The organism is Bacillus sp. SJZ110, assembly GCF_006715455.1.
Taxonomy (GTDB): domain Bacteria; phylum Bacillota; class Bacilli; order Bacillales; family Bacillaceae; genus Bacillus; species Bacillus subtilis.
On sequence record NZ_VFNF01000006.1, the window covers coordinates 202,488 to 226,877 of the forward strand.

Below are 24,390 nucleotides of genomic sequence, written 5' to 3' on the forward strand. Positions count from 1 at the left end.
AAGATCACCTCCTGAAACAAATGTTACCAGTTTCCAGACTGAACAGTCAAGAAAAAAGATAAAAAACACTCTTGATCTGCAAGAGTGTCCTCTTTATACCATCATCTTCTTTATTTATAACCGTCTTTTCCCCAGTGGCCCATATGGTGGTGATGGTGGCCATAATGACCATCATGATGGTGGTGATAATTATCCTTTCCAACATGGTGATGATGGTGATGAAGATTATCTTTTCCATCATGATGATGGTGATAATAGTGGTGATGGCCATCATTTTCATGGTGCATGTTCGGATAATTTACAGTTCCCGGAGAGCCTCCATAGCCGCCGCTTGGGTAACCGCCGGATCCTCCGTATCCTCCGTACGTTCCATATCCCGGATAGCCGCCGACACCTCCATGTATGCCGTGATCTGGGTAGCCTCCATACATGCCAAAGCCCGGGTGGCCTGTGCTTTGCATGCCATAGCCCGGGTGGCCAATACCAAAGCCCTGATAATGACCAAAACCAGGTCCGCCATACATATGTCTTGTATCAGTCATATTCACTCTCTCCTTCACATAGGTTACAGTCCAGAGTATGAGAATATCTTATAGATCGTATAGGCGGCCGCCTACATACAGCTAAAACAATTTCCAGGACAAAAAAAGCAGGCCATAACAGCCTGCTCACTCCTTACTCACCTAAATCAACGTTATGATATACCTGTTGAACATCTTCCAAATCTTCTAATGCATCAATCAATTTTTCAAACTGTTCCTTTGCATCATCCGGAAGCGTTACTTCACTTTGCGCAAGCATTGTCAGCTCCGCTACTGTAAATTCCTCGACACCCGCGTTTTTAAACGCCTCTTGCACCGCATGGAATTGATCAGGCTCAGCATATACGATCACGCTGTCATCCTCTTCTAAAATGTCACGGACATCAACATCCGCTTCCATCAAGATTTCAAGTGCTTCGTCAGCAGTTTTGCCTTCTACACCGATTACAGCCGTCGCGTCAAACATGTAAGCAACAGATCCGCTCACACCCATGTTTCCGCCGTTTTTCCCGAACGCCGCACGCACTTCCGGCGCCGTACGGTTTACATTATTCGTCAGCGCATCAACGATAATCATTGATCCGTTCGGCCCGAAGCCCTCATAACGAAGCTCATCGTAATTCTCTTCCGCTCCGCCCTTCGCCTTCTCGATCGCACGCTCAATGATGTTTTTCGGCACGCTGTAAGTCTTCGCACGCTCAAGCACAACCTTCAGCGCCTGGTTGGATTCCGGATCAGGCTCGCCCTGCTTCGCCGCCACATAAATCTCACGGCCAAACTTCGCATAAATCCGACTCGTATTCGCGTCCTTAGACGCCTTCTTCTCTTTAATATTGTTCCACTTACGGCCCATGATGTTCCACTCTCTTTCATATATATCAATCTAAATACTGTTATTCACTTTATCCATTATACCTCAAATGGTTTGGTTGTTTCGAGTGTCTTGCGTTAGAAATAGAAGGAATGCCGCGATATGGAAAATTGAACGTCTTCCGTAAAGCAAGAAAAAGCCCTAGCTAAGGGCTTTCTTCTGATCACTGAGTTTGTAAGGGGAATGATCGATATACGTCGTATTTCGATCTGTTGATTCCTTAAATCCGCCGGAGTTTGTCAGGAATGGAAACGACATGCTTCCAAAAACTAGAGTAACAGCCAGGCACATCATCACTTTTTTCTTAATAGGCATATAAACACTCTCCTTTTAGAATATCTTCTTGGGCTTTCAGCACTTTCCGATAAAACGCAGCAGCTTGTTCAAAGTGACAGCTGCTTTCAAAAACAGCGGCAGCACTCCGGGCACACGCTTCAATATACGCATGCAAGTTCTTTTTTTCGAAATAGCTTAAAAGATCATGAATTTTTCGTTCATCAACAGTCTCCTTGTACACGGCCTGCAAGAACAGAAACAATTCTTTATAAAATTTGTGAGAATGTGCTGTCATTTGGTCTAATCCTTCCTCTATGAACTGAAACGCCCGCTGTGTTTGGCCTGTCTTACATAATGTCCAGCTTAATCCAAACAAGACTTTCGGAAGCAGATCAGGCACTTTCTCTCTGCTTACTTTCGCCGCTTTTTGGAAATGTTCTACAGCCATCTGATCGTCTCCTGATCTGTCATAGCTGTTCGCGATGTTCAATAGAGAAATGGCGATAAACCTGTCATTTTGAATGTCCATTGCCAAATCCAGCGCCGCTTCTAAGTGCGGGAGCGCTTTATCATAATGTTTGAAATCATCATAGTTGCCGGCGATCACAAACAAGCTTTGTATCGTTCTAATGCTATATAGGGGATTTTTTTGATAAATGTCTAAGGCTTGAAGAATATGATGCATCGACACATGGGTTTGCTTCATGTGATAATACGCTTCGGCCACTTTAAAATGGAATTCCGCTTTCTCAATTTCATCTGACACAAACGGCAGTTCTTTCTCCGCCTCGCGATAATACCCGATCGCTTCCACATATTCTTTTTGGTCAAATTCATACATGCCGCGGAAAAACAAAGAGTAGTATTTCAAAAGGCCTGTGAGTTTTTTCTGAGGGGTCTCAATCGTTTCAAGAAGCTCTGTCACTGTAGGGCGATTCCCGTATGTTTGTCCCGGCTCCAAATAATCAAGCATCAGCTGGTGCCGAAAACACATCAGAGAATAATAGATCAGTAAATCCTGATCTTCTTCCATCTGCTGAATGTCCTGCTCAACCTCCGCTTTCAGAACCTCAGCATCCGGAACACTGAACTGGCGAATCATCTTGTACCATTCATTAATCTTAACACCTACACGCGAAGACGGTATGGCTTGACTCAACGGCTTCCCTCCTTCTCTATGAGATATGTCATATTCTATCAATCCCAAATTTTGAAAACAATATAGAAGGAAGAAATTGTTTTTTCATCCTGTCAATTTGTTTTTTTTCGTAAAAAAGAACCCTTTACACAAGGGTCCATGTCAATCTTATTTCATATACGTATTCACCAGCTCGTAACAGCGCTGATTCTTCGTTTTATTTGTTCTAAAAAAGCAAATACGTCCTTAGCAGGCATCAGGTTTTCCAGCAATTGAATGACATTCTTTTTCCCCACAATTAACTCCTGATCTTTTAACATTACAGGCGTTTCCTTAAACACATGCCAAGGATAAAATAACCTGAGAAAAGGATCTGAAAAATAAATCCCTTTGTCTGTTAATGTGATGCCATCTGTTTGCTTCACGGGAAAAGTACTCCAGAAGGAGATCATCTCCTGATTCTTAGGAATATGCAGCCGTTTTCTCAATCGTACCTCTCTCTTTTCAGAAATCTCGTTACCGACCAGTAGCCCATTGGTCAAACCGAACATCTTGTCATGGCTGTTCTGAAACAAAATACTGATTTCCCTCAATTCACTGGCAGAAACAGATACATGATCTATCCGGGGTTCCGTAAGCAAATCTAAGCCATTTTCACTAAGAAATTGCTGAATTATCCTCAACAGCTCTGCCAACAGATCCGCAGGATATGAACTGAAGCCGACATCAAAAACCTCTACTCCATCAAACCAAATCTCATAATCATCCGTCGATTTAATCGATTGGATATCAGTGAATGCTTCCCAAGTCACACATCCCTCTTGTTCTCCAAATCTCTTCCAGTACAATCCCTTACTCGTAAACATAACAAAGCTTTTCGCTTTACTTCCCATGGAACAATTCAGTAAGGCCGTCACCGTTTCTTTCTTCGATAACGGGAATAACTCACAAACATATGTCAAAAGCTCCTCAGGGACAAATCCGGTAAAGAACTTATCTTTTTGATACATTGAACACAAATCACTCAAATATGAACCACCCATTGCTTCATCGTCCTCCTTTTGGTTCATATACGCGTACTTTGAATGAAAGTTTCATAGAATTTCGACACTGTTATCAGCAAAGATCAACTCTTGAACAAAAAAGAAAAAGACGCTAAGAGCTTTCACTTTAATCAACCACAACAAAATCCTGAACCTTCACCTGTTCCTCAGGCAAATCAAACTGATAAAGCATCTCCTTAGAATGGATATCAAACACACCCACGTATCCGCCGATGCCCTTTTTATGCTCTTCCTGGGCAACTATATACAATAGATTCCCCTTAAACTTCGCTTCCATATAAGGGAAATTCAAACTATATGTATGAAAAGAAAATTCCTTCCCATACTCCAGCAAGTTCGCCTCACCCTCTTTGTCCTCGTACGTAACGTAAAAGCTGCCGCTTTCTTTGTCATAATACACAGTATCTGCATATTCAAGATCTTCAGGATACGGAATATATGTCGTCTTCCATGTCCCTTTTTCAATCACAGTCAATTCATGCTCCGAGCTCGCAACAATAAATTCCTCCGAGTCTGCGAATTGATCAGCGTATGAGGCTAAACTCAGGGTCTCAACCATTTCCTCTGTTTTTCTGTCAATCACGTAAATAGCCATGCTTTGAATGATATAAATATAGTTCTCATCACTGGCCCCCAGCGTGACAAGCGAAGGCAAGGTAAGGGTATATTCCTTTTTCGTTTTTCTGTCGTTTATGTGGATCTCATTTCCCATCGTATCAACATTATAGGCCTTAACAGAGACATCCTTCCCCTCATGCCAAAACGCAAATGGATCTGAAAGCGGATGCTCTTTGATCACATCCTTCTCCAGCGTGTAGTAAAAAGGCTCGTGTTCCGCCAATAATACAAGGTCTATTGATGCATAAGATTTCGTTTGAATATAAGGCACATCCGCCACCTTAAACGTACGCCTGTTAAACCGTTCGCCTGTTGAGGTTGAAAGCAGCACGCTTTCTTTTATGAAAGGATTGGAGTAAATAAAAAAGATGCGGTCTTCTTCGGGGTGGATGGCGGAAGATTGGACAGGGATACTGTCTTTATTGCGTAACTGAACAAACAGTATGATGCATACCATTAACCCTAATAAACTGAATGTAATGCATTTTTTCTTCATCAAAATGCTCCTTTAACTGTCTACCAATAATCATTTCTACTATGTTTACACAATCCCTTCATGAATAAAGACACATGCCAAATGACTCATTTTTCCACCAAAATACGTTCTCACCCCCACCCTTATCCCGCACCGTGGTAAAATTTTGATATTGAGCGAACAAAAGAAGGGAAATGGTCATGAAAGTATTTGAAGCGAAAACACTGCTTTCGGAAGCGACAGACCGTGCAAAAGAGTACAAAGAACTAAGAACGCAAATGGTCAACTTGAGAAAAGCATTAAAAGGAGTCGCTGATCTCAGTGACAGTGAATTTTCAGGAAAAGGCGCCAGCAACATCAAAGCCTTCTATCACGACCACGTCGGCGTCACCGACCAATGGATCGACTACATCGACATGAAAATCGCATTTTTCAATAGCATCGCCGGAGCCGCCGAAGACAAAGGCCTCTCAGACGCATACATCGAAGAATCCTTTCTGGAGCACGAACTGGCAAATGCCAATAAAAAATCAAAATCCATCATGTCCGAACAGAAAAAAGCGATGAAAGACATCCTGAACGATATCGACGACATCCTCCCGCTCGACCTGTTTTCAACAGAAACCTTCAAAGACGAGCTGGCCGATGCCAACGACAAACGCAAAAAAACACTGGAAAAATTGGACGCCTTGGACGAAGACCTGAAAACAGAATACGCCCTGTCAGAACCAAACGAACAATTCATCAAATCCGACTTCCAAAAGCTCCAAGAAGCAACGGGCAAAGGCAAAAACGCAACACCCATCCACTACAACGCCAAAGCGTACCGTGAGAGTGACATACATAAGAAAAAAGGCGACATTGAAAAGCGGACTGAGGCTTACTTGAAGATTAAGAAAGAGGAAGCGAAGGAACGCGAGATTGAAAAACTAAAAGAAAGACTAAAAAACTACGATTATGCAGATGCCGATGAATTTTACTCAATGGCAAAAACGATCGGCTATGAAAATCTGACAGCAGAACAACAGAGATATTTCACCCAAATTGAAAACACGCGTGAGCTTGAAGCAGGCTTCAAAGGGGTTGCCGTCGGCCTTTATGATTCCGGAAAAGACGCGGTCGTAGGCCTGTGGGATATGGTCACAGATCCGGGCGGAACCGTTGAAGCCATTACAGGAGCTGTGGCTCACCCGATCAAAACGTATGAAGCCATTTCAGCGGCAATCGAAGAATCGTACCAAAAAGACATGGTGAATGGCGACACCTACTCAAGAGCAAGATGGGTGTCATATGCGGTTGGCACTGTTGTCACATCAATTGTCGGCACAAAAGGCGTAGGAGCCGTCTCTAAAACAGGCACAGCTGCCAAAGTGACGGCCAAAGTCAAAACAGCAGCAAGCAAATCTGCAACAGCCCAAAAAGCCATAACAGTCTCAAAACAAACCGTTGATCACATCAAACAAAAAGTAAACACAGGCATAGAAGTATCAAAAAAACACGTCAAAACCAAGTTAAATCAAATCGGAGATCTCACACTTGCGGATATTCTCCCCTATCATCCCCGTCACGATTTAGTGCCGGCAGGCGTTCCTTACAACGCAGTCAACGGGGTCACGCTTAAAGAAGGACTGCAAAAATTCGCCAAGGTCATCCTTCCGAAACCATACGGAACGTCATCAAGCGGAAGACGAACTCCAGCACCACATGTACCGCCGGTAACCGTCAAATACGGCGAGCACTACGCAAAATGGAGCAGAAAGAAAGTGCTGAAGCCCAATATCATCTACAAAACAAAAGAAGGCTACACATACACGACTGACAACTATGGTAGAATTACAAGTGTCAAAGCAGACTTGCAGCTGGGAGAAGCAAAACGAAACCAATATGCACAGACGAATGCTGGAAAGCCTCAGGACCGAAAGCCTGACGATGACGGAGGCCATTTAATCGCCACCCAATTCAAAGGCTCAGGCCAGTTCGACAATATCGTGCCGATGAATTCTCAGATTAATAGAAGCGGCGGGAAATGGTACAACATGGAGCAAGTGTGGTCTAAAGCTTTAAGTCAAAAACCACCGAAACAGGTGACAGTTAAAATTAACAACATTTATGAGGGTGATTCTTTAAGACCTTCTAAATTTATTGTTGTATATAAAGTTGGGGATAAAGAACCTGTTAGAACAATCATTAAGAATAAAGCTGGGGGTTAATCTAATGGAAACTCAAAAAATGGGTGAACTATATCAAAAGATTGCTGAACATCTAAATGAAATGATTCCATCTCAATGGGAAAAGATCGTTTTATATGCTGAAATACTTGATGACTCAGCGGATATATACTTTTATTTTACAACACCAAATAATAACAGTGATTATTTATTTTCTCATTATATACCTGAACACTTTGATGTGAGCGAAGAGATTTACGATCAACTACTAATTGAACTTCAAGAGCTATTTGAAGAACTAAAAGAGGAATTTAAACTAGGCAACCAAGATATTTGGACTAATCTCACTTTAAAATTAGAAAACACCGGAAAGTTTTCAATTGATTATAATTATGATGATGTTTTATCCTCTGAACTTGATGACCTTCAAAGACGAGATGTTTGGAAATATCAAAATTTAGGGATATTGCCTAAAGATGAGGACGATAAAGAATTTGTAATAAACTACTTCGGTCTATAAATCAAAAAAATGGCTCAGCCCTTCTCTGCTGGGCTATTTTTGATAACTAAGATTTCTAGACGATTGAAGGTGAAAAGATTGGAAACTAAAAAAATGCAAGATTTGTATCAGCTTATTAGTCAGAAATTAAATGACATCATACCTTGTGAATGGACAAAAATTTATCTTTATGCAGAAGTATTAGATGATTCCACAATGGTTCTTTTTCACTTCAGAACACTAGAAAATAATCAAATTATTTATTCACAAGATATACCTAGCCATTACAACGTAAGCAAGGATATTTTCAAGACGTTGTTAAGAGAACTAAGAGAACTTTTTGAAGAATTAAGAACTGAACACAGAAATAATAACGATGATGTTTGGACGAACCTTACACTAACATTGGATCGTAGCGGAGAATTCCAATTAGATTATAATTATGATGATATTTTAGCATCAGAATTAGATGGATATGAAAGAATCGCAATATGGGAATATAGAAACCTTGGTATTTTGCCTGAAGATGAGGATGATAAAGAATTTGTAATTAGCTACCTAGGTCTATAAATAAAAAAATGGCTCACCCCTACTCTGCTGAGCTATTTTTTATAAACCATAGATTTAAATGTTTTCTATATAAAATAAAATTAACTCTATAATGAGGCTAACCTTCCTTAGAACAATTATCTATCATTATGCAATCAACCTTTAACACTACCCAAAGAAATAAAACATTTGTAAAAACAATGGAGATACAATTTGAGAATATAAGCATGGGTGAAATCTGGTCCTCTGCTTCATTTTACTTTGAATTTCTTAAATATGAGAAGGTCTCCAAAGGTGATACAACGAACTGGATTATCCAGAAATGAACGAAGTCATTTGTGATCTTGATATAAAAACAGAGCCTTTACTTTATTCGGTCCCCAAATCACGGTAGAGGTAGAACTTCACTTATTTCATGACTTGTTAGAACTTTGTCCAAAATAGCTAATGCTGGGGGTTGATTCTTTTTGGAAAATGAATTAAATGCATTATATAGAAGCATAGCTGAAACCGTTAACGAAATGATACCAGAACCATGGGAGAAATTTTTGTTCTATGCTCAGGTTTCAGAGACAGGCGGAGGTACTTACTTTTTTTATAATTCTCAAAATGAACCTAATCATTTTAAGTATAGTCTTGAAATTCCGTTTGAATTTGATATTGACGAAAATGAATTCGATCAGTATGAGATGGAATTATTTAAACTAAGCGAAAAAATGAGAGATGTATTCAAAGATCATGATCAAGAATTATTTTATTCCTTCACTCTTAGCTTAGAGAGATCAGGAAAATTAACTGTCAACTTTGATTATACAGATTGGTTTAGGACAGATTATAGTTTCAGTGATCAGCTTATCATCTGGAAATTTAAATATTTAGGAGAAGAACCTAAGGATCCATCATTACAAAAATTAATAAAAAAATATTTAGAAGAATATCCTGAAAATCCAATTTAATAAAGTTGGGATAATGATGTTAGAAAGCACTTATTAACAAATAACTGATGTCATAGGAAAAATAATTCCTGCTGATTGGACCAAAGTTGTTCTTTATGCCGAAATACTAGACGGTTCAGAGAAGTGTATTTTTTCTTTCAAACACCAGAAAACGATGAATATATATACTCTCACGAGATTCCAGAACAATTTCAAGTCAGTAAAAAAATTTATACCGAACTATTAATAGATCTTCAAGAGTTATTTAAACAGTTAACACAATGAGTTTAAAGAAAATAATCCTGAAGCATGGACAAATTTGACACTGAATCTTGAAAGCAATGGAACGTTCTCAATTGACTATGATTATGAAGATGTTATTGAATCTACTCTGGACGAATACCAAAGACAAATTATTTGGGAGTACAATAACTTGGGTATTTTTCCTGAAGACGAAGAGGATAAAGAATTTGTTAAGGATTATTTAAATATTAAATAATGCCATCAACAATTCAAAGTTAAAGGTTAATCTTATGGAAACTCAAAAAATGGGTGAACTATATCAAAAGATTGCTGAACATCTAAATGAAATGATTCCATCTCAATGGGAAAATATCATTTTATATGCTGAAATACTTGATGACTCAGCAGATATATACTTTTATTTTACAACACCAAATAATAGTGATTACTTATATTCTCATTATATACCTGAACAATTTAATGTAAGCGAAGTGATTTACGATCAACTGCTGATTGAACTTCAAGAGCTATTTGAAGAACTAAAAGAAGAATTTAAACTAGGCAACCAAGATATTTGGACAAATCTCACTTTAAAATTAGAAAACAACGGCAAGTTTTCAATTGATTATAATTATGATGAAGCTTTATCGTCTGAGCTTGATGACCTTCAAAGACGAGACCGTCTGAGTGGGAAAAGGTGGCTCTTTATGCCGAATTCTCATGACATTCCAGAACACTTTAGCGTAAATAAAGATATTTATGTTGAACTTCTGTTTGAGCTGCATGACTACTTTGAAGAGTTACAGAATGATTTCAAACCAAACAATGAAGACTTGGACAAACCTCTCTTTACATCTAGAACGAAGCGGGAATTTCTCAATATATTACAATTACATCGATGTCATTACCTCAGACTTAAACGGTACTCAAGGCCAAGTGGTATGGGAGCTTAAATATTTAGGTATTTTCCCGGAAAACAAAAATGATAGAAAAATTTATAGAACTGTATCTATTGAAGCTAAAAGGTTAATATTACATTATTTAAAACGAAAAAGATTCTAAAAAACATTTCGAGTTTTTAGAATCTTTTTTACAAGTAACAATGGTTCCCCTGGAACAAATACAAAACACTTCCTATTTCTAAGCATAAACAATATTATATTCCAAAAGCATTTTCTTTAATAACCCGCTAGGCTTACTAACACTATCCGATAAACAATTGATATCTCCCATGATTATAAAGCTATCCTTTGCGCGCGATACAGCAACATTTAAAAGGCTTTTATTAGCATCTATAAAGAAACACCCATCTTTTTTCCCATAAACTGTGGACATGATGATGATTTTTCTTTCTCCGCCTTGAAATGTATGAACTGTTCCTACATCAACATATTTTTTCACCGCAGGAGATAATGCTCGTTTAATGATCCCAACTTGCATTTTAAACGGGGTAATAATTCCAATAAGACTTTCCTGATTTTCTCCTTTATAGGCGTTACAGATATCATTAAAATTCCGATTAATCCACCCTGCAATTGCCTCGGCCTCTACTTTATTATAACGGCTCCCTGCTTTTTTGCTCGAATGGTTAGAATCAACTTGTATGTGACCAAAGGGCAGGATTAATAAGCGATTAATACGGTTTTTCTTATCATTACTTGCCTTACCTCTCATTGGTTCAAGGTTCCCTTTGTATACTAGCTTGTTGCAATAATCAATGATTTCGTCGTAACAGCGTCTATGTTCACTTAGGAACAGACCACGTTCTTTATATTTTTCATATTTACTGCTTTTACATGCTACTCTCATAACGCTTGATTCTGATGTATTTAGCCCAAGTTCGCGAAGCCTATCAAAATCCTCGATTGTTTCTATAACACAATTTGATAGAGCTAATGATACGTCTAATGACTGGTTGATATTCCATACGGGTTCGATTTGATGAACATCACCAACGACTACCGCCCGTTTCGCAAGCGAAAAAGAGCATGCTGCAATTTCAGGAGTAACTTGTCCAGCTTCGTCAACGATTAATAAATCGATTTCATTATACATAAAGTGTTCTTTTCCATTATCATAGGCAAGGGAAAATTTAGGCAGCTGATAGAACGTCATGACAAAACAGGGCGCCAGCATACTCATATTTAAATGGAACTGCTTCAGAACATTTTCGAAATTTTTCCCTTTCTGCTTCTCAGTCAGTCTTTTCTCCCTTAGCCACCTGCATTCAAAATAATGAATCGCCAGCCAAAATGAAGCATATTTAATGCTTATATCCAATCTTTCGTTCATGTTATCTAAAGAGTGTACTGTTTTATGCTCATGTACAGAAATTTGCATTTCGTCTAGACTGTTTATCATGTTATTATATCTTTGATTCAATTTACTGATGGATTGATAAATACTATCTATTTGTTGCATCTTTACTCTTGTCTCTTGGGCTTTAACACTATAAATAGAGACAATATCGTCAATGCTCATTGATTCATTTAGAAAACTTTCATTTTGCCCTATAAAATAACGAACATGACTTTGAATTTTCCTTTTTATGAAAGGCAGAAAGGAAAACCATCGACCAACAAGAGGTATTTTCGAAAAATGAACAGTCCACTCTTCGATTCTCGCTTGTATTGTTTGAAATGATTCTTCAGCTTTTCTTTTTTCATCTAATAAATAATTATGGTATGTATCGATAGATCCTTTTTGAGGCGCAATACGTTCATATTCTTGGAATATTAATAATAACTTTTGTCTAATCTTCTCTATCGTTGATAATCGATTCCAAATTGATCGCTCGCACTGTTCTATGTTTGTATGATGTGTTCCAAAATAACGGTTACATTCATCTATCATCTTTTTTGTTGAACGCTCTACATTCTCTTCACTTTCTACCTCGTCAAAAAAGTTCTCTCCTTTTGAATTTGTATATTGAAACCCTTTTTCCTTTGCCTCTTTCTCTTTCGTTACTGATGGAAAATAAACGGCAAAACTGCTTACTCCTTCAATCCATCTGCATTCTAAATTAGTAGTTTGCCATATAGGTTTAATTTGACCAAATGATTCAATGATATTTGTCACAGCCTGATTATTTGTTGATGAGGCGACAATGAGAGGCGGCTCTGTCTTCTTTAACGCCCTTTGTACATATAAATTTGCTACTAATGATTGGAGTAATGTGGTTTTCCCTGTACCCGGAGGGCCATTAACAGCAAGAATATCCCCCTCTTCCATGTGATTAAAATGGTTTAGACATTCCCTTTGAGACGGAGATAAAGGGTACTCTCCACCCATTTGCCCGACGTGCATTTTCATTTCCGAAAGCCCATTTGGGGTAAGAGGAGTTATAGTTTCAGCTTGTTGTTTGATAAAACGATTGTAAAGAGGAAGGTGATTCGTCTGGTTTGCTAAAAGATGATCATACAATTTTAAAATATGTCCCGTAGCATTTATCACATTGTCCTTGATTACATAAACGTTTTGTTCCAGTTCAATACCTTTTACTGAGAGAGAGGTAAATTCAGTATCTGTTACAGTCTCATACATATCTTTTGCAAAACCAACATAATTATTCCAATTCAGATTTCTTTTCAATCTTTGAAAATTATTGCTCATAAATTCATTGAACTCATCTAAATGACCAACAGCCAAGTCTTGATCAATAATAGGATAAAGGTGTTCTCTCGGAATCCATGGATATTTATCTTCGGATGGATAAAGCACACCATTAGAAGATAAAATCGCTGGAATATATAGAATCCCGCTCATTTCCTCTTGATTCACATCAACCTTTTGCTGGCCATTAAAAATTGTTTTAATCGTCTTTGCAATAATGATAATATTTAATTTATCTCCCTGACGATCTGACAGGGTTTGAAAATCCTCTTTTTTAAGTTTTCCTTTATAAATACTATTTAAATCCGTTATCGTGAAAAGTATGTTTTTGAAGTTGATTTTCAGATCAGCAGCTACGCTATCTCTGAAGTACTTTGTTATATGATGGGCAGTCAATTTCTGTTCCTCCCGGGCATATGCATTCTGTGGTAATAATATATATTTAAACAATTATATCCTATATATATATAGGAATAAAGAACTTGATTAAACTTCAAAGAGGTTCTATTAAGGTGGTGAGGGTTAAAATAAGATATCATTTTTAAAGACTAATAAAACGTAATATAAATAACTGTAGAACTAATTTTATTTCACGACCAGGTAGAACTCTTTATCTGGTTAATCAAAACAGGAGCACACTATCTAAAGGATGAATTGCTAATCAAATCAATATAACCATGAAATGATTAAAAAAATAATTGACAGAATCAGAGACCCTATTAAAAAGATACGAAGAGGCGAAAAACTTTATCAAACATTCATCCGAGGTACAATTCGAAGAAGGCTTTTCTAAAATAAACAACAAATTAGACACTTTGACAAAAGCATATCTAGAATTAGCTAACGACTACATGAAATCCTATGCTCATGGAAATGCATAAAACAGAAAAGCTGTTAAAAAAATATGATGAAACTGGTAAGTCGTGATAACCGCAATCCCAAATTCAAAAATTGAGATTGGCTAACCTCCACAAAAACAAATATAACCCGAAACACCCAAACTCCCTTTTGCGGACTGCACCTGAAAATTTTTTTTTTGCGGTCTCTCAATCCCTTCCTATTAAATTTCAATATTGATAAAATTTACATAATTAGTTGTTCTGTATTTGGGGATAATTTTTAATAGATAGAATCAGGACAATGAAGGTCAAGGGTTTAAATACCTTTTGTCCTCTTTTTGTGTAAATGGTATTGAAAAATCGGCATAAAAGGGAATCGCTGCTTTTGCTATATTAATTGAATGGTATAATGAGTAAAAAGGGGGCATAAATATTTGGATATTTTACTTGCTATATTTCAATTAGCTTTGTTGTTCGCTGGCTGGTTTCTATATACATATGTGAAGAAGTTACCAGACCAAGTACACGCTAAGAATCTAAAGGCTTTTGAACTCGATCTAAATAAACAGTTAGAAGAGTTTAGGAATCAATTAACAACAGATTTAGAGTTAATGAAGATAAACGAATCTCAGCTACATATTCATAAAACACAAGAATTTTCTAAGTTAGTTGAAGTTCTGTTAATCAGCTTAACGGACAAGGACTATGTAAGAAAATTAGGTTCAGACAAGAGAATACAAAAAGAACATAACAAAAAAATGTTAGACTTAGGAACAAAATTATTCTTTTTCGCCTCAGACGAAACTGTAAAGAAATTCGTGGAATGGCGTAAGTATTCTTTAACCGTTGACACTCCTCAATATGAGGCAAAACAGGTAATAATTATTCTAGCTGAACTAATAGTTTTAATAAGAAAAGATTTAGGATATAGCCAAACTGAATGTACTAAAGATGACTTTTTACACATTATGCTTACAGATTGGGATAGATATAAAACTCTAGAAGGATAACTAATTGTTGTCCTTTTTTTTATGAAAAAGCTATAGAAAATTGCCGAAAAATTTTTGAAGCTACTTTGCTTTTTATAGATCACTATTTCCTTAACCACCATTTCCCATAAAATTCCATTTTTGATATTTTCCTTGCCATGTGTGCTGTGGCTGTGCCTGTGTGCCTCCTATATGCCCCCCTTGCTGTTACCTACTATCTATAGTGGCTGTGTGCCTTAAAGGGGTAGTGCTATATAGGTGCTGTGCTAATAGTGAGGTGTGTTTCTATTAGGCTGTTTTTAGGAACCCCTATAGGGTAATTTTTAGACCCCCCTCCCCCCTTTATTTTGAATGATACTTTGATTGAAAAACAGCCTTGTTATTCTGTATGAATCCCCCCTCAATTAAATGTGCTGAGTTTTGATTTTTGCAATAATATATGAGATCGATAATTTATAGTCACGAGAAATCTTGAACATCCTGTTCTAACAATTTTATTGGTTTATAAACCTTTGCATAATAGAATCGTTCTATTTGATCATCAGTTTTAAGAGATCTTTCTTTTACATTAAACGTATCTATCAATAAGAACCTTTTTTCATCAATTGAAAGGATATCAGGGCGATGGATATATTTAGTCCTTGATCTATTATAAATGATTTCATAATAGGTCTTTACGAAATTTTTTATCTCTAACCCCTTAAAATTCTGTTTAAGTTTAAAGTCGTCGATCAGTTTTTTCACAAACCAATCAAAGTGATAAAAAACATTTATATCGTCTATTTGGGAATAGAAGAAAACCCAACCATACTTTTTTTCTTTCTCGGAAGTTCCATTTACTTTATTACTTATTGAACCAGTTATCTTGTTGTTCAAATAAAAAATAAACTCTCTCGGTGAAATATTATTTGAATGACTGTATCGAGAAAACATGTCAACAATAGATTTTTCAAACTTTAATTTTGTAGACTTCTTTATAGTTAAACCAATATCTCCTGTTGACTTTAAATTTTCAATTCTATAACCTAAAAAATCATAGCCAACAAGGTCTAATCTTCCCTCACTACATTTCCCTTTATTCAATTTCAATTTATGTTCTTCTTCAATTTCCTTAAAGATATCATTTTTGATATTAGGTATATCTTTTTCATTACATAAAATCAGGATATCATCAACATATCTGTAATATCGTAATCTTTTTTTCGTTTTGTATTTTTTGTCCATATCTTGAAAATATACTTCTGCTAAAACATTTGAAATAGACAATCCTTGCGGGACACCTACACAGTTTGAATATAAGCTGTCCTCTTTTGAATGGTTTTTGGATACTGTTGGTGTTCTAATTGCATTTAAAATTAAATTTTTTACAAGAGGTGTTCTAATCCTTTTAGATAATTTCTTGTCTAAATTACTATGATTTATATTATCGTAAAAGTTCTTTATGTCGATTTTAATAAACGAGTCAAAGTTCTTTAACTCGTTTTTCATGTCTCCAATTACTGTTTGAACCAATGGTTGTTCAATTGAAAACGATTCTTGAATTATTTTGTGTAGTCCTTTAAGAACTATTTTATCTCTAATAGTCGGAATAGATATTACTCTAGGAAAGCTACTTTTAGATTTGATAAATAACTTTTCCCTATATGCTGTATATTTGTATGTACCATTAAAGACTTTTCTGGTAACGATACCTAAATGTAAATCCACTTTTTTGTCGAATACTCTCTTTACCATTCTATCTATTCCAGAGACAGTATTATAATGTATTGTTTTCTCATACAGGTCTTTTAAATTTTCTGTTTTATATAGTACTTTAAAATGTTTATAAGCTGGTAATGACATTTACATTTCACTTCCATACAAACAATATTATTAGTGCAACAATCGGAATAAAGAATAATGAAAATTTTATAATACCTTTAACAAATTTATACTTATAATAGGCTATTTGATCATCAAGTGAATTTAACTTTTTGTTGTTTCTTAAATAAACTAATCGGTCTGCAAAGCTATGATTATCAGTTTTTTCTAAGATATGATTGTACTCTTTTTTAATTTCGTTAAACTTAGTTAGTCTATTTTCATAACCTAAACCCTGAAGTATAAGATCCTGACATTGACTTTCAATTCTTGTTAAATCTAAGTAACATTGCTTATAGGAAATTGCCTTTTCTTTGTAACCGTATAAGGAAACAAAAAGTGATATTCCAAATAAAGCTACTGAGGAAATCACTGTTAGAACTGATATCCTATCAATTATTCCTTTATCAATAATTACAAGCCCTAAAATGGATAAGGACAATACAATTAAGGTATAAAAGTTAACAACGAATAGTGAAAAAATGTTGTTATTATTCATGCGTGCCTCTGATTCCATCCTAGTTTTCTTTGTAACCCATACTCTATGATCTTTAAAATATGTTATTTCAGCTAAGAGACCTTTTTCCTTATCTGAACTTTCCTCAGTGGTTAATTCAATCAATAATTTTTTAACTTCATTTAAAACTTTGGAATCTTGATTTTCCGAATTACTTTTATTTTGAAATAACCTTCTGACCTCATTTAAAAGAACACTATCTATGCTTCCAATGCTTTTTTCTTCTACGGTATTCTTTTCAATATGAGGCTGGGTAGTTTCATCAAAAACCATTTTTGGTTCTTCACCTATTCCAGCATCACTTGTTTCACTGTTTTTTTCCTTGTTTCAGTTGCTTGTACCAATGTATTCACCTCTTAAATAGAGTGAGTAAGGTCTCCGATGGTTTGGATGGAATATTCCCGTAGGAATCACTATAGATACATAGATATGTACCATTGATTAGAACACCTCATGAGGTCACTAGGTTGGAAACCTTACTCTCTTTAAATATCTCATACCCTGCACATTTTTACAATATTATCAAGGTATTAGATGGAAACATTGCCGTAGTAATACAGAAATGAGGCATTCAAAGGGTATACCTCTAAATGCCTCTTATTAAGATATTTATTAAATTAAATCTGAAACCAACGTCCACCTGTCATAGAATTTAGAGACGTTATACTCTAGATCACGAACCTCTACATACCTGCCATTTCTATACTGAAAGTAAAAATGGTATAGGTCTGAGTTATCGCTGCGTTTACCCTTGATAAAGTCTATTAACTCGTCTGATGTAAAAAAGAAGGTGTAAAACTCAAAAGGGGCTCTGACGTTTTTTATATCGATGGACAAAGTTTATGATTATCACTGCCACTACGAATTAAACAGAATAAAAAACTTAAAAAACAAGAAGGGTGGAAGCAATGTATAACCAATTAAGAGAAATTGTAAACCTAGAAAAAATAAATAACAATGGTCAAACAAATATACTGCCTGTTGAAGAAATCAAAGAACAACAAGAACAATCTAAATGATTTATCTGTATTATTAACCGATATGGACAAACTTCTAAAGAAAACACATTGATCTTAACAATGTTCAAGATGTTGATAAACTTCTGTTCGAAATCCACAAAATGATGACCTCACTTGAATGGCATATATCCGAAATTAGTGATTTAAATATAAAATCGCTAAAGAAAAACATGGAAACTTAAGCCTTTTTTTTACAATAAAAAAAGCAACACCCACAAAGAGGTTAGTTGCCTTTTCTAAGTTCCAGCACAGCCACACACTCCACATGATTCGTATGCGGAAACATATCCACTGGCTGCACTTCGCGCGTCGCATAACCGCCATCCTCAAGCACCCGCAGGTCTCTCGCAAGCGTGCCAGGATTACAGGATACATAAACCACCCGCTTCGGCTTCATCTCTATAATCGTCTGCAGGAGGGCTTCGTCGCAGCCTTTTCTTGGCGGATCGACGACTAGCGTATCAGCTGTAATGCCTTCTTCATACCACTTTGGAATCACGGTTTCCGCTTCTCCGACCGCGAACTCTGCGTTTGTGATGCCGTTGAGTTCAGCGTTTCGTTTCGCATCCTCAATCGCTTCCGGCACAATCTCTACTCCGTACACTTTTTTCGCTTGCTTCGCCAAGAAGAGAGAAATCGTTCCGATTCCGCAGTAGGCGTCGATGACGGTTTCTTCACCTTGAAGCTCCGCATATTCAAGCGCTTTGTCGTAGAGCACTTTTGTTTGCTCCGGATTAACCTGATAGAACGATCTGGCGGAGATGGCGAATTTGACGTCTCCGATGAGGTCGTAGATGTATTCTTCGCCCCAGATGACGTTTGTTTCGTTTCCGAAAATGACGTTTGTTTTGTTCGGGTTGATGTTTTGCACGATGGATTTGACGTGCGGGAATTGCGCTGTGATGTCTTCGATGATCTTCGCTTTATGCGGGAAATCGTTTGTTCTTGTGATGAAAACGATCATCATTTCGCCTGTAACAACGCCGTATCTGACCATGATGTGGCGGAGCCAGCCTTTGTGGCGTTCTTCGTTGTAGGCTTTGACACCGTAGTTTGCGCAAATGTCTTTGACAGCTTGAACGGCTTCGTCGTTTTTGGATTGCTGGATCAGGCAGGCGCTCATGTCGATGATGTCATGGCTTCTTTGCTGATAGAATCCCGCGACGAGTCCGCCTTCCCGTTCTCCTACCGGCACCTGTGCTTTGTTTCTGTAGTTCCACGGGTCTTCCATGCCGAGTGTCGGGTGCACGGTGACTTTTGAAAGGTCCAGCTTGCCGATGCGTTCTAAGACGTCTTTGACTTGTTTCTGTTTAAACAGGAGCTGTCCTTCGTAGGTCATGTGCTGAAGCTGACAGCCTCCGCATTGCTTGTAAATCGGGCATGGGGCGTCCGTTCTATGCGGGCTTTCTTCCTTCAGCTCAATCAGACGGCCGAAGGCGAACCCTTTTTTGACGCGTGTCACTTTGATTTGGGCTTTTTCCTCCGGCAGGGCGTTCGGCACGAAGATCGGAAAGCCTTGGACCTTTGCGACACCCGCTCCTTCGTGGGTCAAATCCTCAAATGTCACGTCGTAGTATTCGTTTTTTTCAACTGGGGGTTTCATTTTCATGTATGTTCACCTCTTGTTTTAAGCGAAAGAAAAACTTGGCCTATTCAAGCCAAGTTTCAGCGTGTAGGCAAACCTTCGCATTCGTTGTCAGGCCTGTGCTTCGGTGCTCACGAATTCAACATTCGCTGTGCTCCGATGCTCGCCCTTCCTAGACTTCAAAGGTTTTCAATCACGCTGAAAAGATGACAAAATCCTAAAACGAAAACTGTTTTAGGATTTTGTCAACATTCTGAGCTTGGCTTACAAAGCCAAGTTTTAGTCATCCAGCTGTTCCGCTTTCTCCTTTGGCATGACGACGTGAATGTGCCGGTACAGATTCACGAATTCGCCCGGCAGCATGCCGCCGTACTCGCCGTCCAGGTTCAGCTGCATCTTTTCTGATACATTGACTTTCACGCGGTTCGCTTTTGTATAAATAATGTGCTGGTCGTTGATGTGTTCGCCGCGGAGCGCCATCGTGGCGACCCTGATAAATTCAGCAAGGTTTGCTTTCTTTAATATCATCAAATCAAACATGCCGTCATTCAGGCTGGAATCCGGCGCGAGCTTTTCGAACCCGCCGACGGAATTTGTCAGCGTGACCAAAAACAGCATGATTTCACCTTGAAACAGCTTGCCGTCATATTCAATCTCGACTTCTGTCGGACGAAGTGAAGGCAGCATTTCCATTCCTTTTAAATAATAAGCAAGCTGGCCTAGCATTGTTTTGAGTTTGCTTGGCACGTCGTACGTCAGCTCCGTCAGGCGGCCTCCTCCGGCGATATTGATAAAATACTGGCCGTTGACCTGTCCGATGTCAATCGGGCGGGCGACGCCGTTAATGACCGTATCTGCCGCTTTTAAAATATCCTCTCGCGGAATGCCGAGCGCTCTGGCAAAGTCGTTCGTTGTGCCGACAGGAATCACACCGAGTGTCGGCCGGTTGTCTAAAGGCGCAAGCCCGTTGACGACCTCGTTGATCGTTCCGTCTCCGCCTGCCGCAATGATCAGGTCAAACTCACGCAATGCCGCTTCCTTGGCAGCGTGTGTAGCGTCTCCTGCGCATGTCGTCGCATGGGTGGAGGTTTCATAGCCGGCTTGTTCAAATTTTTGCAGGACCTGGGCAAGATGCTTTTTAAAGATCTCCCGTCCTGAAGTCGGATTGTATATTATGCGTGCACGTTTCATTATCTCATCATCCTACTTAAGAGTATCCGATCCATTTTTACACTAACAACCTTTAATTATACTATGAGTTAAAAAAATCGCAACAAAATGTACATAATCTTACAGGTGAAAACGCACAAAAGCCCCAGCAGAGCTGAGGCTTTTAGTTTTTTTACTCTTCTTCCGTTCCCGGTTTTTTCTTGCGGAACTTCGCCAATACTTCATATACGATTGGCACGATCAGGAGCGTCAGAAGCGTTGAACTGATCAAACCGCCGATAACCGTGACGCCGAGTCCTTTTGAAATGACCTGGCTTCCGCCTTCAAAGCCGAGTGCTAATGGAATCAAGGCGCCGATTGTCGCAATGGCTGTCATCAGGATCGGACGGAGACGTGTAGAGCCGGCTTCCAAGAGCGCTTCTCTCGTAGACAGGCCTTCCGCTTCCTTATGAATCACGCGGTCAATTAAGACAATCGCATTCGTGACAACGATACCGATCAGCATGAGCATACCGATCATTGCGTTCAGACTGATCGTTTCACCTGATACGTAAAGTCCGACCAGGGCACCGATGACTGTGAACGGCAATGAGAACAGAATCGCAAATGGCGCTAGCGCTCCGCCGAAGGTAATCACGAGCACAAGGTAAACGATCGCTATTGCTGCCAGCATCGCTAAACCGAGCTTCGTGAAGGAATCAGCGATATCCGCTGATACACCGCCTGTGTCAATCGATACGTTATCAGGATGGTCTAGCTTATCGATTTTCTTCTGTACAGCAGCTGATACGGCTGTGACGTTGTCAGATGTAACCTCACCTGTGACATCCGCATAGACTTTTCCGTCACGTTTTGACACGGTATCTGATGTTGATCCTTCTTTCACTTTTGCCACATCGCCGATTTTGACTTCCTGGCCAGTCGCGGAAGTGATCTTTTTATTCTCTAAATCTTTCACACTCTTATACTCGTCTTTTTCTGTCTTAATGTTCACATCAAGCTCTTTGCCGTCTTTTTTCACGGTGGTGAGCGGTTCTTGCGATGTTTGTGACATTAAGGCCTGAGAAATTTGAGACGCAGTTAAACCGAGTTTACTTAGTTTTTCTTGGTCAGCGACAAATGTGTACTCATCATATGTGCTGGAAAGGCCTGAGTTTACGTTTTTCAGATCCTTTTCATCTTTCATGATTTTTTCAATGTCTTTGACCGTGTCTTTAATATCGTTTTCAGAATCGCCATACACATAGTATGTTAATTCGTTGTTATTGCCTGAAGAGCTGAAGTCCTGTGACTTCCATTCTCCGCGGTCAGATTGCTTTTGGATTTCCTTCAGAACGTTATCTTTTTCTTTATCAAAGTCAGGTGTGTCGCTTTCATATTTGATATAGAATAACGCACCGTTAGAATCTCCTCCGGCGAGCGGGCTGCCAGAGCCTAATGAATACTGAACCGTATCGACATGCTTGCGGTCAAGCAGGATTTTTTCCGCTTTTTCAGCTTCATTTTCGGCTTCTTTTTTCGTTTCACCCGGTTCTGGGCTGTATGTGAGCTGCATCGTTTTTTCTTCCTCGGACGGCAGGTAGCTGGCACCGATTAACGGTACAAGGAACAAGCTTCCAAGGAGCATCAGAACAGCGATGATAGACGTGATCCATTTGTGGCTCAGCGCCCAGTTCAATACTTTTTTATAGATGTTTGCAAGTCTGCCTGGTTTGTGTTCTTTCGCTTTAATCGGCGCACCGGTTAATGATTTTTTGAACAGGCTGTGTGCGAGCATTGGCACAAGCGTGATTGAAATCACCAGGGATGCGGCAAGCGCAAAAACAATCGTTAAGGCAAATGGAATAAACAATTCACCGATTTGTCCGCCTACAAGTGCGAGCGGCAGGAATACCGCAATTGTCACGATCGTCGATGACATGATCGGTTTAAACATTTCCTTCGTCGCTTCACGAACCAAGGCTTTTCCGCGGAGCGGCTCGTCTTTGAGTCTCATGCGGCGATAAATGTTCTCGATGACAACGATGGAGTCATCGACGACACGTCCGATGGCGACGGTCATTGCGCCGAGCGTCATAATATTCAGTGTGATATCAAGCTGCTGCAGCACAAGGAGTGCGATCAGCAATGATAATGGAATTGAAACTACCGAAATTAATGTAGATTTGATATCTCTTAAGAATAAGAGAATAATCACAATCGCAAAAATAGCACCGAAGATGGCTTTGCTTAACATCGTGTCAACTGACTGTGTGATCGGCTCCGCCATGTCGAGAGTTGCGCTGTAGTTGAAGCCTTTATGGTCTTCTTTGAACTTCTTCAGCTCAGCTTTGACATTGTCGGCAACCTCTACCGTATTCGCATCGTTTGCTTTAACGATGTTGATGCCGATGCTGTCTTTGCCATTTGTGCGTGAAACGGATTCAGCTTTTTTCACATCTTTAATTGTAGCAATGTCAGAAAGCTTGACCGTCGGCACTGCTGTGCTTGCGCTTTGCTGTGCCTGTGCTGCAGCTTGTGCACTTTGAGCTGCTTGTGCACTTTGCGCCGCCGCTTGAGATGCTGCGCTGCTGCCTGCACTTGAAGCAGATGCCGTAGGAATTCTCATATTCTTCAAATCTTTAATTGTTTCAATATCGCCGCTGACGACGACAGATTTTTCTTCATTTCCGAATGTGTACAATCCAAGCGGAGTTGTCACATCTGAACCTTGAATCACTTTCTTCACAGTATCTTCATCAAGGCCGTATTCCTTCAGTTTGTCTTCTTTGAAAGAGAATTCAACCTCTTCCACCTGCTGGCCCGATACTTGGACGGACGCAACGCCTTCTATGCCTTCAAGCTTAGAAACGAGGCTGTCCTCCACTTTTTTCGTCAGCTCTTGCAGGTTATCTTTATCACTGGACACGCTCAGCGTCAGAATCGGGAATGAGTTCAAGCTGTAGCGTGAAATCTCCGGATCCTTCGCGTCATCAGGCAGGCTGACGTTTTCTAACGCTTCAGCTGCTTCTGTTTTCGCTTTGTCCATATCTTTCTCATAATCATATTCAATCATGACCGACGATGCGTTTTCATAGGACGTCGACGTCACAACGCTGACACCGTCCAAGTTCTGCACGGCTTGTTCAACCGGTTTGGTCACTTCATCAGCCACTTGGCTTGGTGTCGCACCCGGATATGTCGTGCTGATCGTCAAGTAAGGCATATTCACGTCAGGAATAGACTCTTGCTTCATATTCATACCCGCATACAAGCCGGCTGCCGTTACAATAATCGTCATCAGCCATACGGCGAATTTGTTTTTCAGAACGAAATTAATAACGTGGTTCATCATATCCTCCATTACATTTTTTATTGACTGACTGGTCATTCTATATAATACTAAACGTTATAACGCAACAACGTCAACTCATATACCAGA

General features: G+C 38.9%; 17 protein-coding genes and 4 pseudogenes. 9 read left to right on the forward strand and 12 right to left on the reverse strand.

The genetic code is table 11. The features are described from left to right. Window positions 1-110: 110 nt before the first annotated feature. From yeeK to FB592_RS17350, 6 genes are all read right to left on the reverse strand, one after another. On the reverse strand, window positions 111-542 hold the full coding sequence (yeeK, locus tag FB592_RS17325) for a spore coat protein YeeK (protein ID WP_038828347.1): 432 nt from the start codon (window positions 540-542) through the stop codon (window positions 111-113). Between the two features lie 133 nt (window positions 543-675). Continuing rightward, window positions 676-1,395 carry a YebC/PmpR family DNA-binding transcriptional regulator gene (locus tag FB592_RS17330; RefSeq protein ID WP_003233863.1) on the reverse strand — a complete coding sequence of 240 codons (720 nt, stop codon included), beginning with the start codon at window positions 1,393-1,395 and terminating at the stop codon, window positions 676-678. 159 nt (window positions 1,396-1,554) lie between these two features. Continuing rightward, complete coding sequence (gene phrH / locus FB592_RS17335) at window positions 1,555-1,728, reverse strand: phosphatase RapH inhibitor PhrH (RefSeq protein ID WP_029317430.1); 174 nt, start codon at window positions 1,726-1,728, stop codon at window positions 1,555-1,557. Further along, a complete protein-coding gene (gene rapH / locus FB592_RS17340; protein WP_042978008.1) occupies window positions 1,718-2,848 on the reverse strand; it encodes a response regulator aspartate phosphatase RapH in 1,131 nt (376 codons plus the stop codon). Before rapH ends, phrH begins: the two co-directional genes overlap by 11 nt. A gap of 164 nt (window positions 2,849-3,012) precedes the next feature. Further along, a complete protein-coding gene (locus tag FB592_RS17345) occupies window positions 3,013-3,855 on the reverse strand; it encodes a hypothetical protein (RefSeq protein WP_231834192.1) in 843 nt (280 codons plus the stop codon). Window positions 3,856-3,997: 142 nt separating this feature from the next. Beyond that, window positions 3,998-5,005: a hypothetical protein gene (locus tag FB592_RS17350; protein ID WP_141949848.1), complete on the reverse strand. Its 1,008-nt coding sequence runs from the start codon at window positions 5,003-5,005 to the stop codon at window positions 3,998-4,000. A 179-nt stretch (window positions 5,006-5,184) separates the two neighbouring features. Here FB592_RS17350 and yeeF point away from each other — a divergent pair, with 179 nt between their 5' ends. The 7 genes and pseudogenes from yeeF to FB592_RS21300 all read left to right on the forward strand — a co-directional run. Continuing rightward, window positions 5,185-7,194: an LXG family T7SS effector deoxyribonuclease toxin YeeF gene (gene yeeF, locus FB592_RS17355; RefSeq protein ID WP_141949849.1), complete on the forward strand. Its 2,010-nt coding sequence runs from the start codon at window positions 5,185-5,187 to the stop codon at window positions 7,192-7,194. Window positions 7,195-7,198: 4 nt separating this feature from the next. After that, the gene (locus FB592_RS17360) at window positions 7,199-7,672 is read left to right on the forward strand and encodes a TIGR01741 family protein (RefSeq protein ID WP_014479086.1); all 474 of its coding nucleotides are present in this window, start codon (window positions 7,199-7,201) and stop codon (window positions 7,670-7,672) included. Window positions 7,673-7,750: 78 nt separating this feature from the next. Beyond that, the gene (locus FB592_RS17365) at window positions 7,751-8,221 is read left to right on the forward strand and encodes a TIGR01741 family protein (RefSeq protein WP_260438899.1); all 471 of its coding nucleotides are present in this window, start codon (window positions 7,751-7,753) and stop codon (window positions 8,219-8,221) included. Window positions 8,222-8,667: 446 nt separating this feature from the next. Next, window positions 8,668-9,156 (forward strand): immunity protein YezG family protein, encoded by a 489-nt coding sequence (locus tag FB592_RS17370; RefSeq protein WP_141949852.1) that lies wholly within the window; start codon window positions 8,668-8,670, stop codon window positions 9,154-9,156. A 40-nt stretch (window positions 9,157-9,196) separates the two neighbouring features. After that, a pseudogene (locus FB592_RS17375) lies at window positions 9,197-9,634 on the forward strand (antitoxin YezG family protein). A 34-nt stretch (window positions 9,635-9,668) separates the two neighbouring features. Next, a pseudogene (locus tag FB592_RS17380) lies at window positions 9,669-10,058 on the forward strand (immunity protein YezG family protein); the annotation flags it as partial. 93 nt (window positions 10,059-10,151) lie between these two features. Next, window positions 10,152-10,440, forward strand: a pseudogene (locus FB592_RS21300) (immunity protein YezG family protein); the annotation flags it as partial. Between the two features lie 78 nt (window positions 10,441-10,518). On the opposite strand, the gene FB592_RS17390 reads toward FB592_RS21300, so the two are convergent. Further along, window positions 10,519-13,386 carry an AAA domain-containing protein gene (locus tag FB592_RS17390; protein ID WP_141949854.1) on the reverse strand — a complete coding sequence of 956 codons (2,868 nt, stop codon included), beginning with the start codon at window positions 13,384-13,386 and terminating at the stop codon, window positions 10,519-10,521. A 314-nt stretch (window positions 13,387-13,700) separates the two neighbouring features. Here FB592_RS17390 and FB592_RS17395 point away from each other — a divergent pair. After that, a pseudogene (locus tag FB592_RS17395) lies at window positions 13,701-13,917 on the forward strand (hypothetical protein); the annotation flags it as partial. A 346-nt stretch (window positions 13,918-14,263) separates the two neighbouring features. Further along, complete coding sequence (locus tag FB592_RS17400) at window positions 14,264-14,839, forward strand: hypothetical protein (RefSeq protein WP_061671059.1); 576 nt, start codon at window positions 14,264-14,266, stop codon at window positions 14,837-14,839. A 438-nt stretch (window positions 14,840-15,277) separates the two neighbouring features. On the opposite strand, the gene FB592_RS17405 is transcribed toward FB592_RS17400, so the two are convergent. From FB592_RS17405 to srfP, 5 genes are all read right to left on the reverse strand, one after another. Next, entirely contained in the window at window positions 15,278-16,660 is a 1,383-nt protein-coding gene (locus FB592_RS17405) for a reverse transcriptase domain-containing protein (protein WP_141949856.1), read from the reverse strand. A 7-nt stretch (window positions 16,661-16,667) separates the two neighbouring features. Further along, window positions 16,668-17,468, reverse strand: a complete 801-nt coding sequence (locus FB592_RS17410; RefSeq protein WP_141949859.1) for an SLATT domain-containing protein — start codon at window positions 17,466-17,468, stop codon at window positions 16,668-16,670. Window positions 17,469-18,437: 969 nt separating this feature from the next. After that, window positions 18,438-19,823 carry a 23S rRNA (uracil(1939)-C(5))-methyltransferase RlmD gene (gene rlmD / locus FB592_RS17415; RefSeq protein ID WP_141949861.1) on the reverse strand — a complete coding sequence of 462 codons (1,386 nt, stop codon included), beginning with the start codon at window positions 19,821-19,823 and terminating at the stop codon, window positions 18,438-18,440. Window positions 19,824-20,078: 255 nt separating this feature from the next. Beyond that, complete coding sequence (locus FB592_RS17420; protein ID WP_003233894.1) at window positions 20,079-20,990, reverse strand: diacylglycerol kinase; 912 nt, start codon at window positions 20,988-20,990, stop codon at window positions 20,079-20,081. Between the two features lie 151 nt (window positions 20,991-21,141). Further along, window positions 21,142-24,300 (reverse strand): surfactin resistance protein SrfP, encoded by a 3,159-nt coding sequence (gene srfP / locus FB592_RS17425; RefSeq protein ID WP_141949863.1) that lies wholly within the window; start codon window positions 24,298-24,300, stop codon window positions 21,142-21,144. Between the last annotated feature and the right edge of the window lie 90 nt (window positions 24,301-24,390).

Bases quoted from the DNA above. Each gene is read 5' to 3' on its own strand.
- FB592_RS17330 (WP_003233863.1), bottom strand. From the start codon at position 1,395: ATGGGCCGTAAGTGGAACAATATTAAAGAGAAGAAGGCGTCTAAGGAC.
- srfP (WP_141949863.1), bottom strand. From the start codon at position 24,300: ATGAACCACGTTATTAATTTCGTTCTGAAAAACAAATTCGCCGTATGG.
- FB592_RS17360 (WP_014479086.1), top strand. From the start codon at position 7,199: ATGGAAACTCAAAAAATGGGTGAACTATATCAAAAGATTGCTGAACAT.
- FB592_RS17350 (WP_141949848.1), bottom strand. From the start codon at position 5,005: ATGAAGAAAAAATGCATTACATTCAGTTTATTAGGGTTAATGGTATGC.
- rlmD (WP_141949861.1), bottom strand. From the start codon at position 19,823: ATGAAAATGAAACCCCCAGTTGAAAAAAACGAATACTACGACGTGACA.
- FB592_RS17420 (WP_003233894.1), bottom strand. From the start codon at position 20,990: ATGAAACGTGCACGCATAATATACAATCCGACTTCAGGACGGGAGATC.
- phrH (WP_029317430.1), bottom strand. From the start codon at position 1,728: ATGCCTATTAAGAAAAAAGTGATGATGTGCCTGGCTGTTACTCTAGTT.
- yeeK (WP_038828347.1), bottom strand. From the start codon at position 542: ATGACTGATACAAGACATATGTATGGCGGACCTGGTTTTGGTCATTAT.
- yeeF (WP_141949849.1), top strand. From the start codon at position 5,185: ATGAAAGTATTTGAAGCGAAAACACTGCTTTCGGAAGCGACAGACCGT.
- FB592_RS17405 (WP_141949856.1), bottom strand. From the start codon at position 16,660: ATGTCATTACCAGCTTATAAACATTTTAAAGTACTATATAAAACAGAA.
- FB592_RS17410 (WP_141949859.1), bottom strand. From the start codon at position 17,468: ATGGTTTTTGATGAAACTACCCAGCCTCATATTGAAAAGAATACCGTA.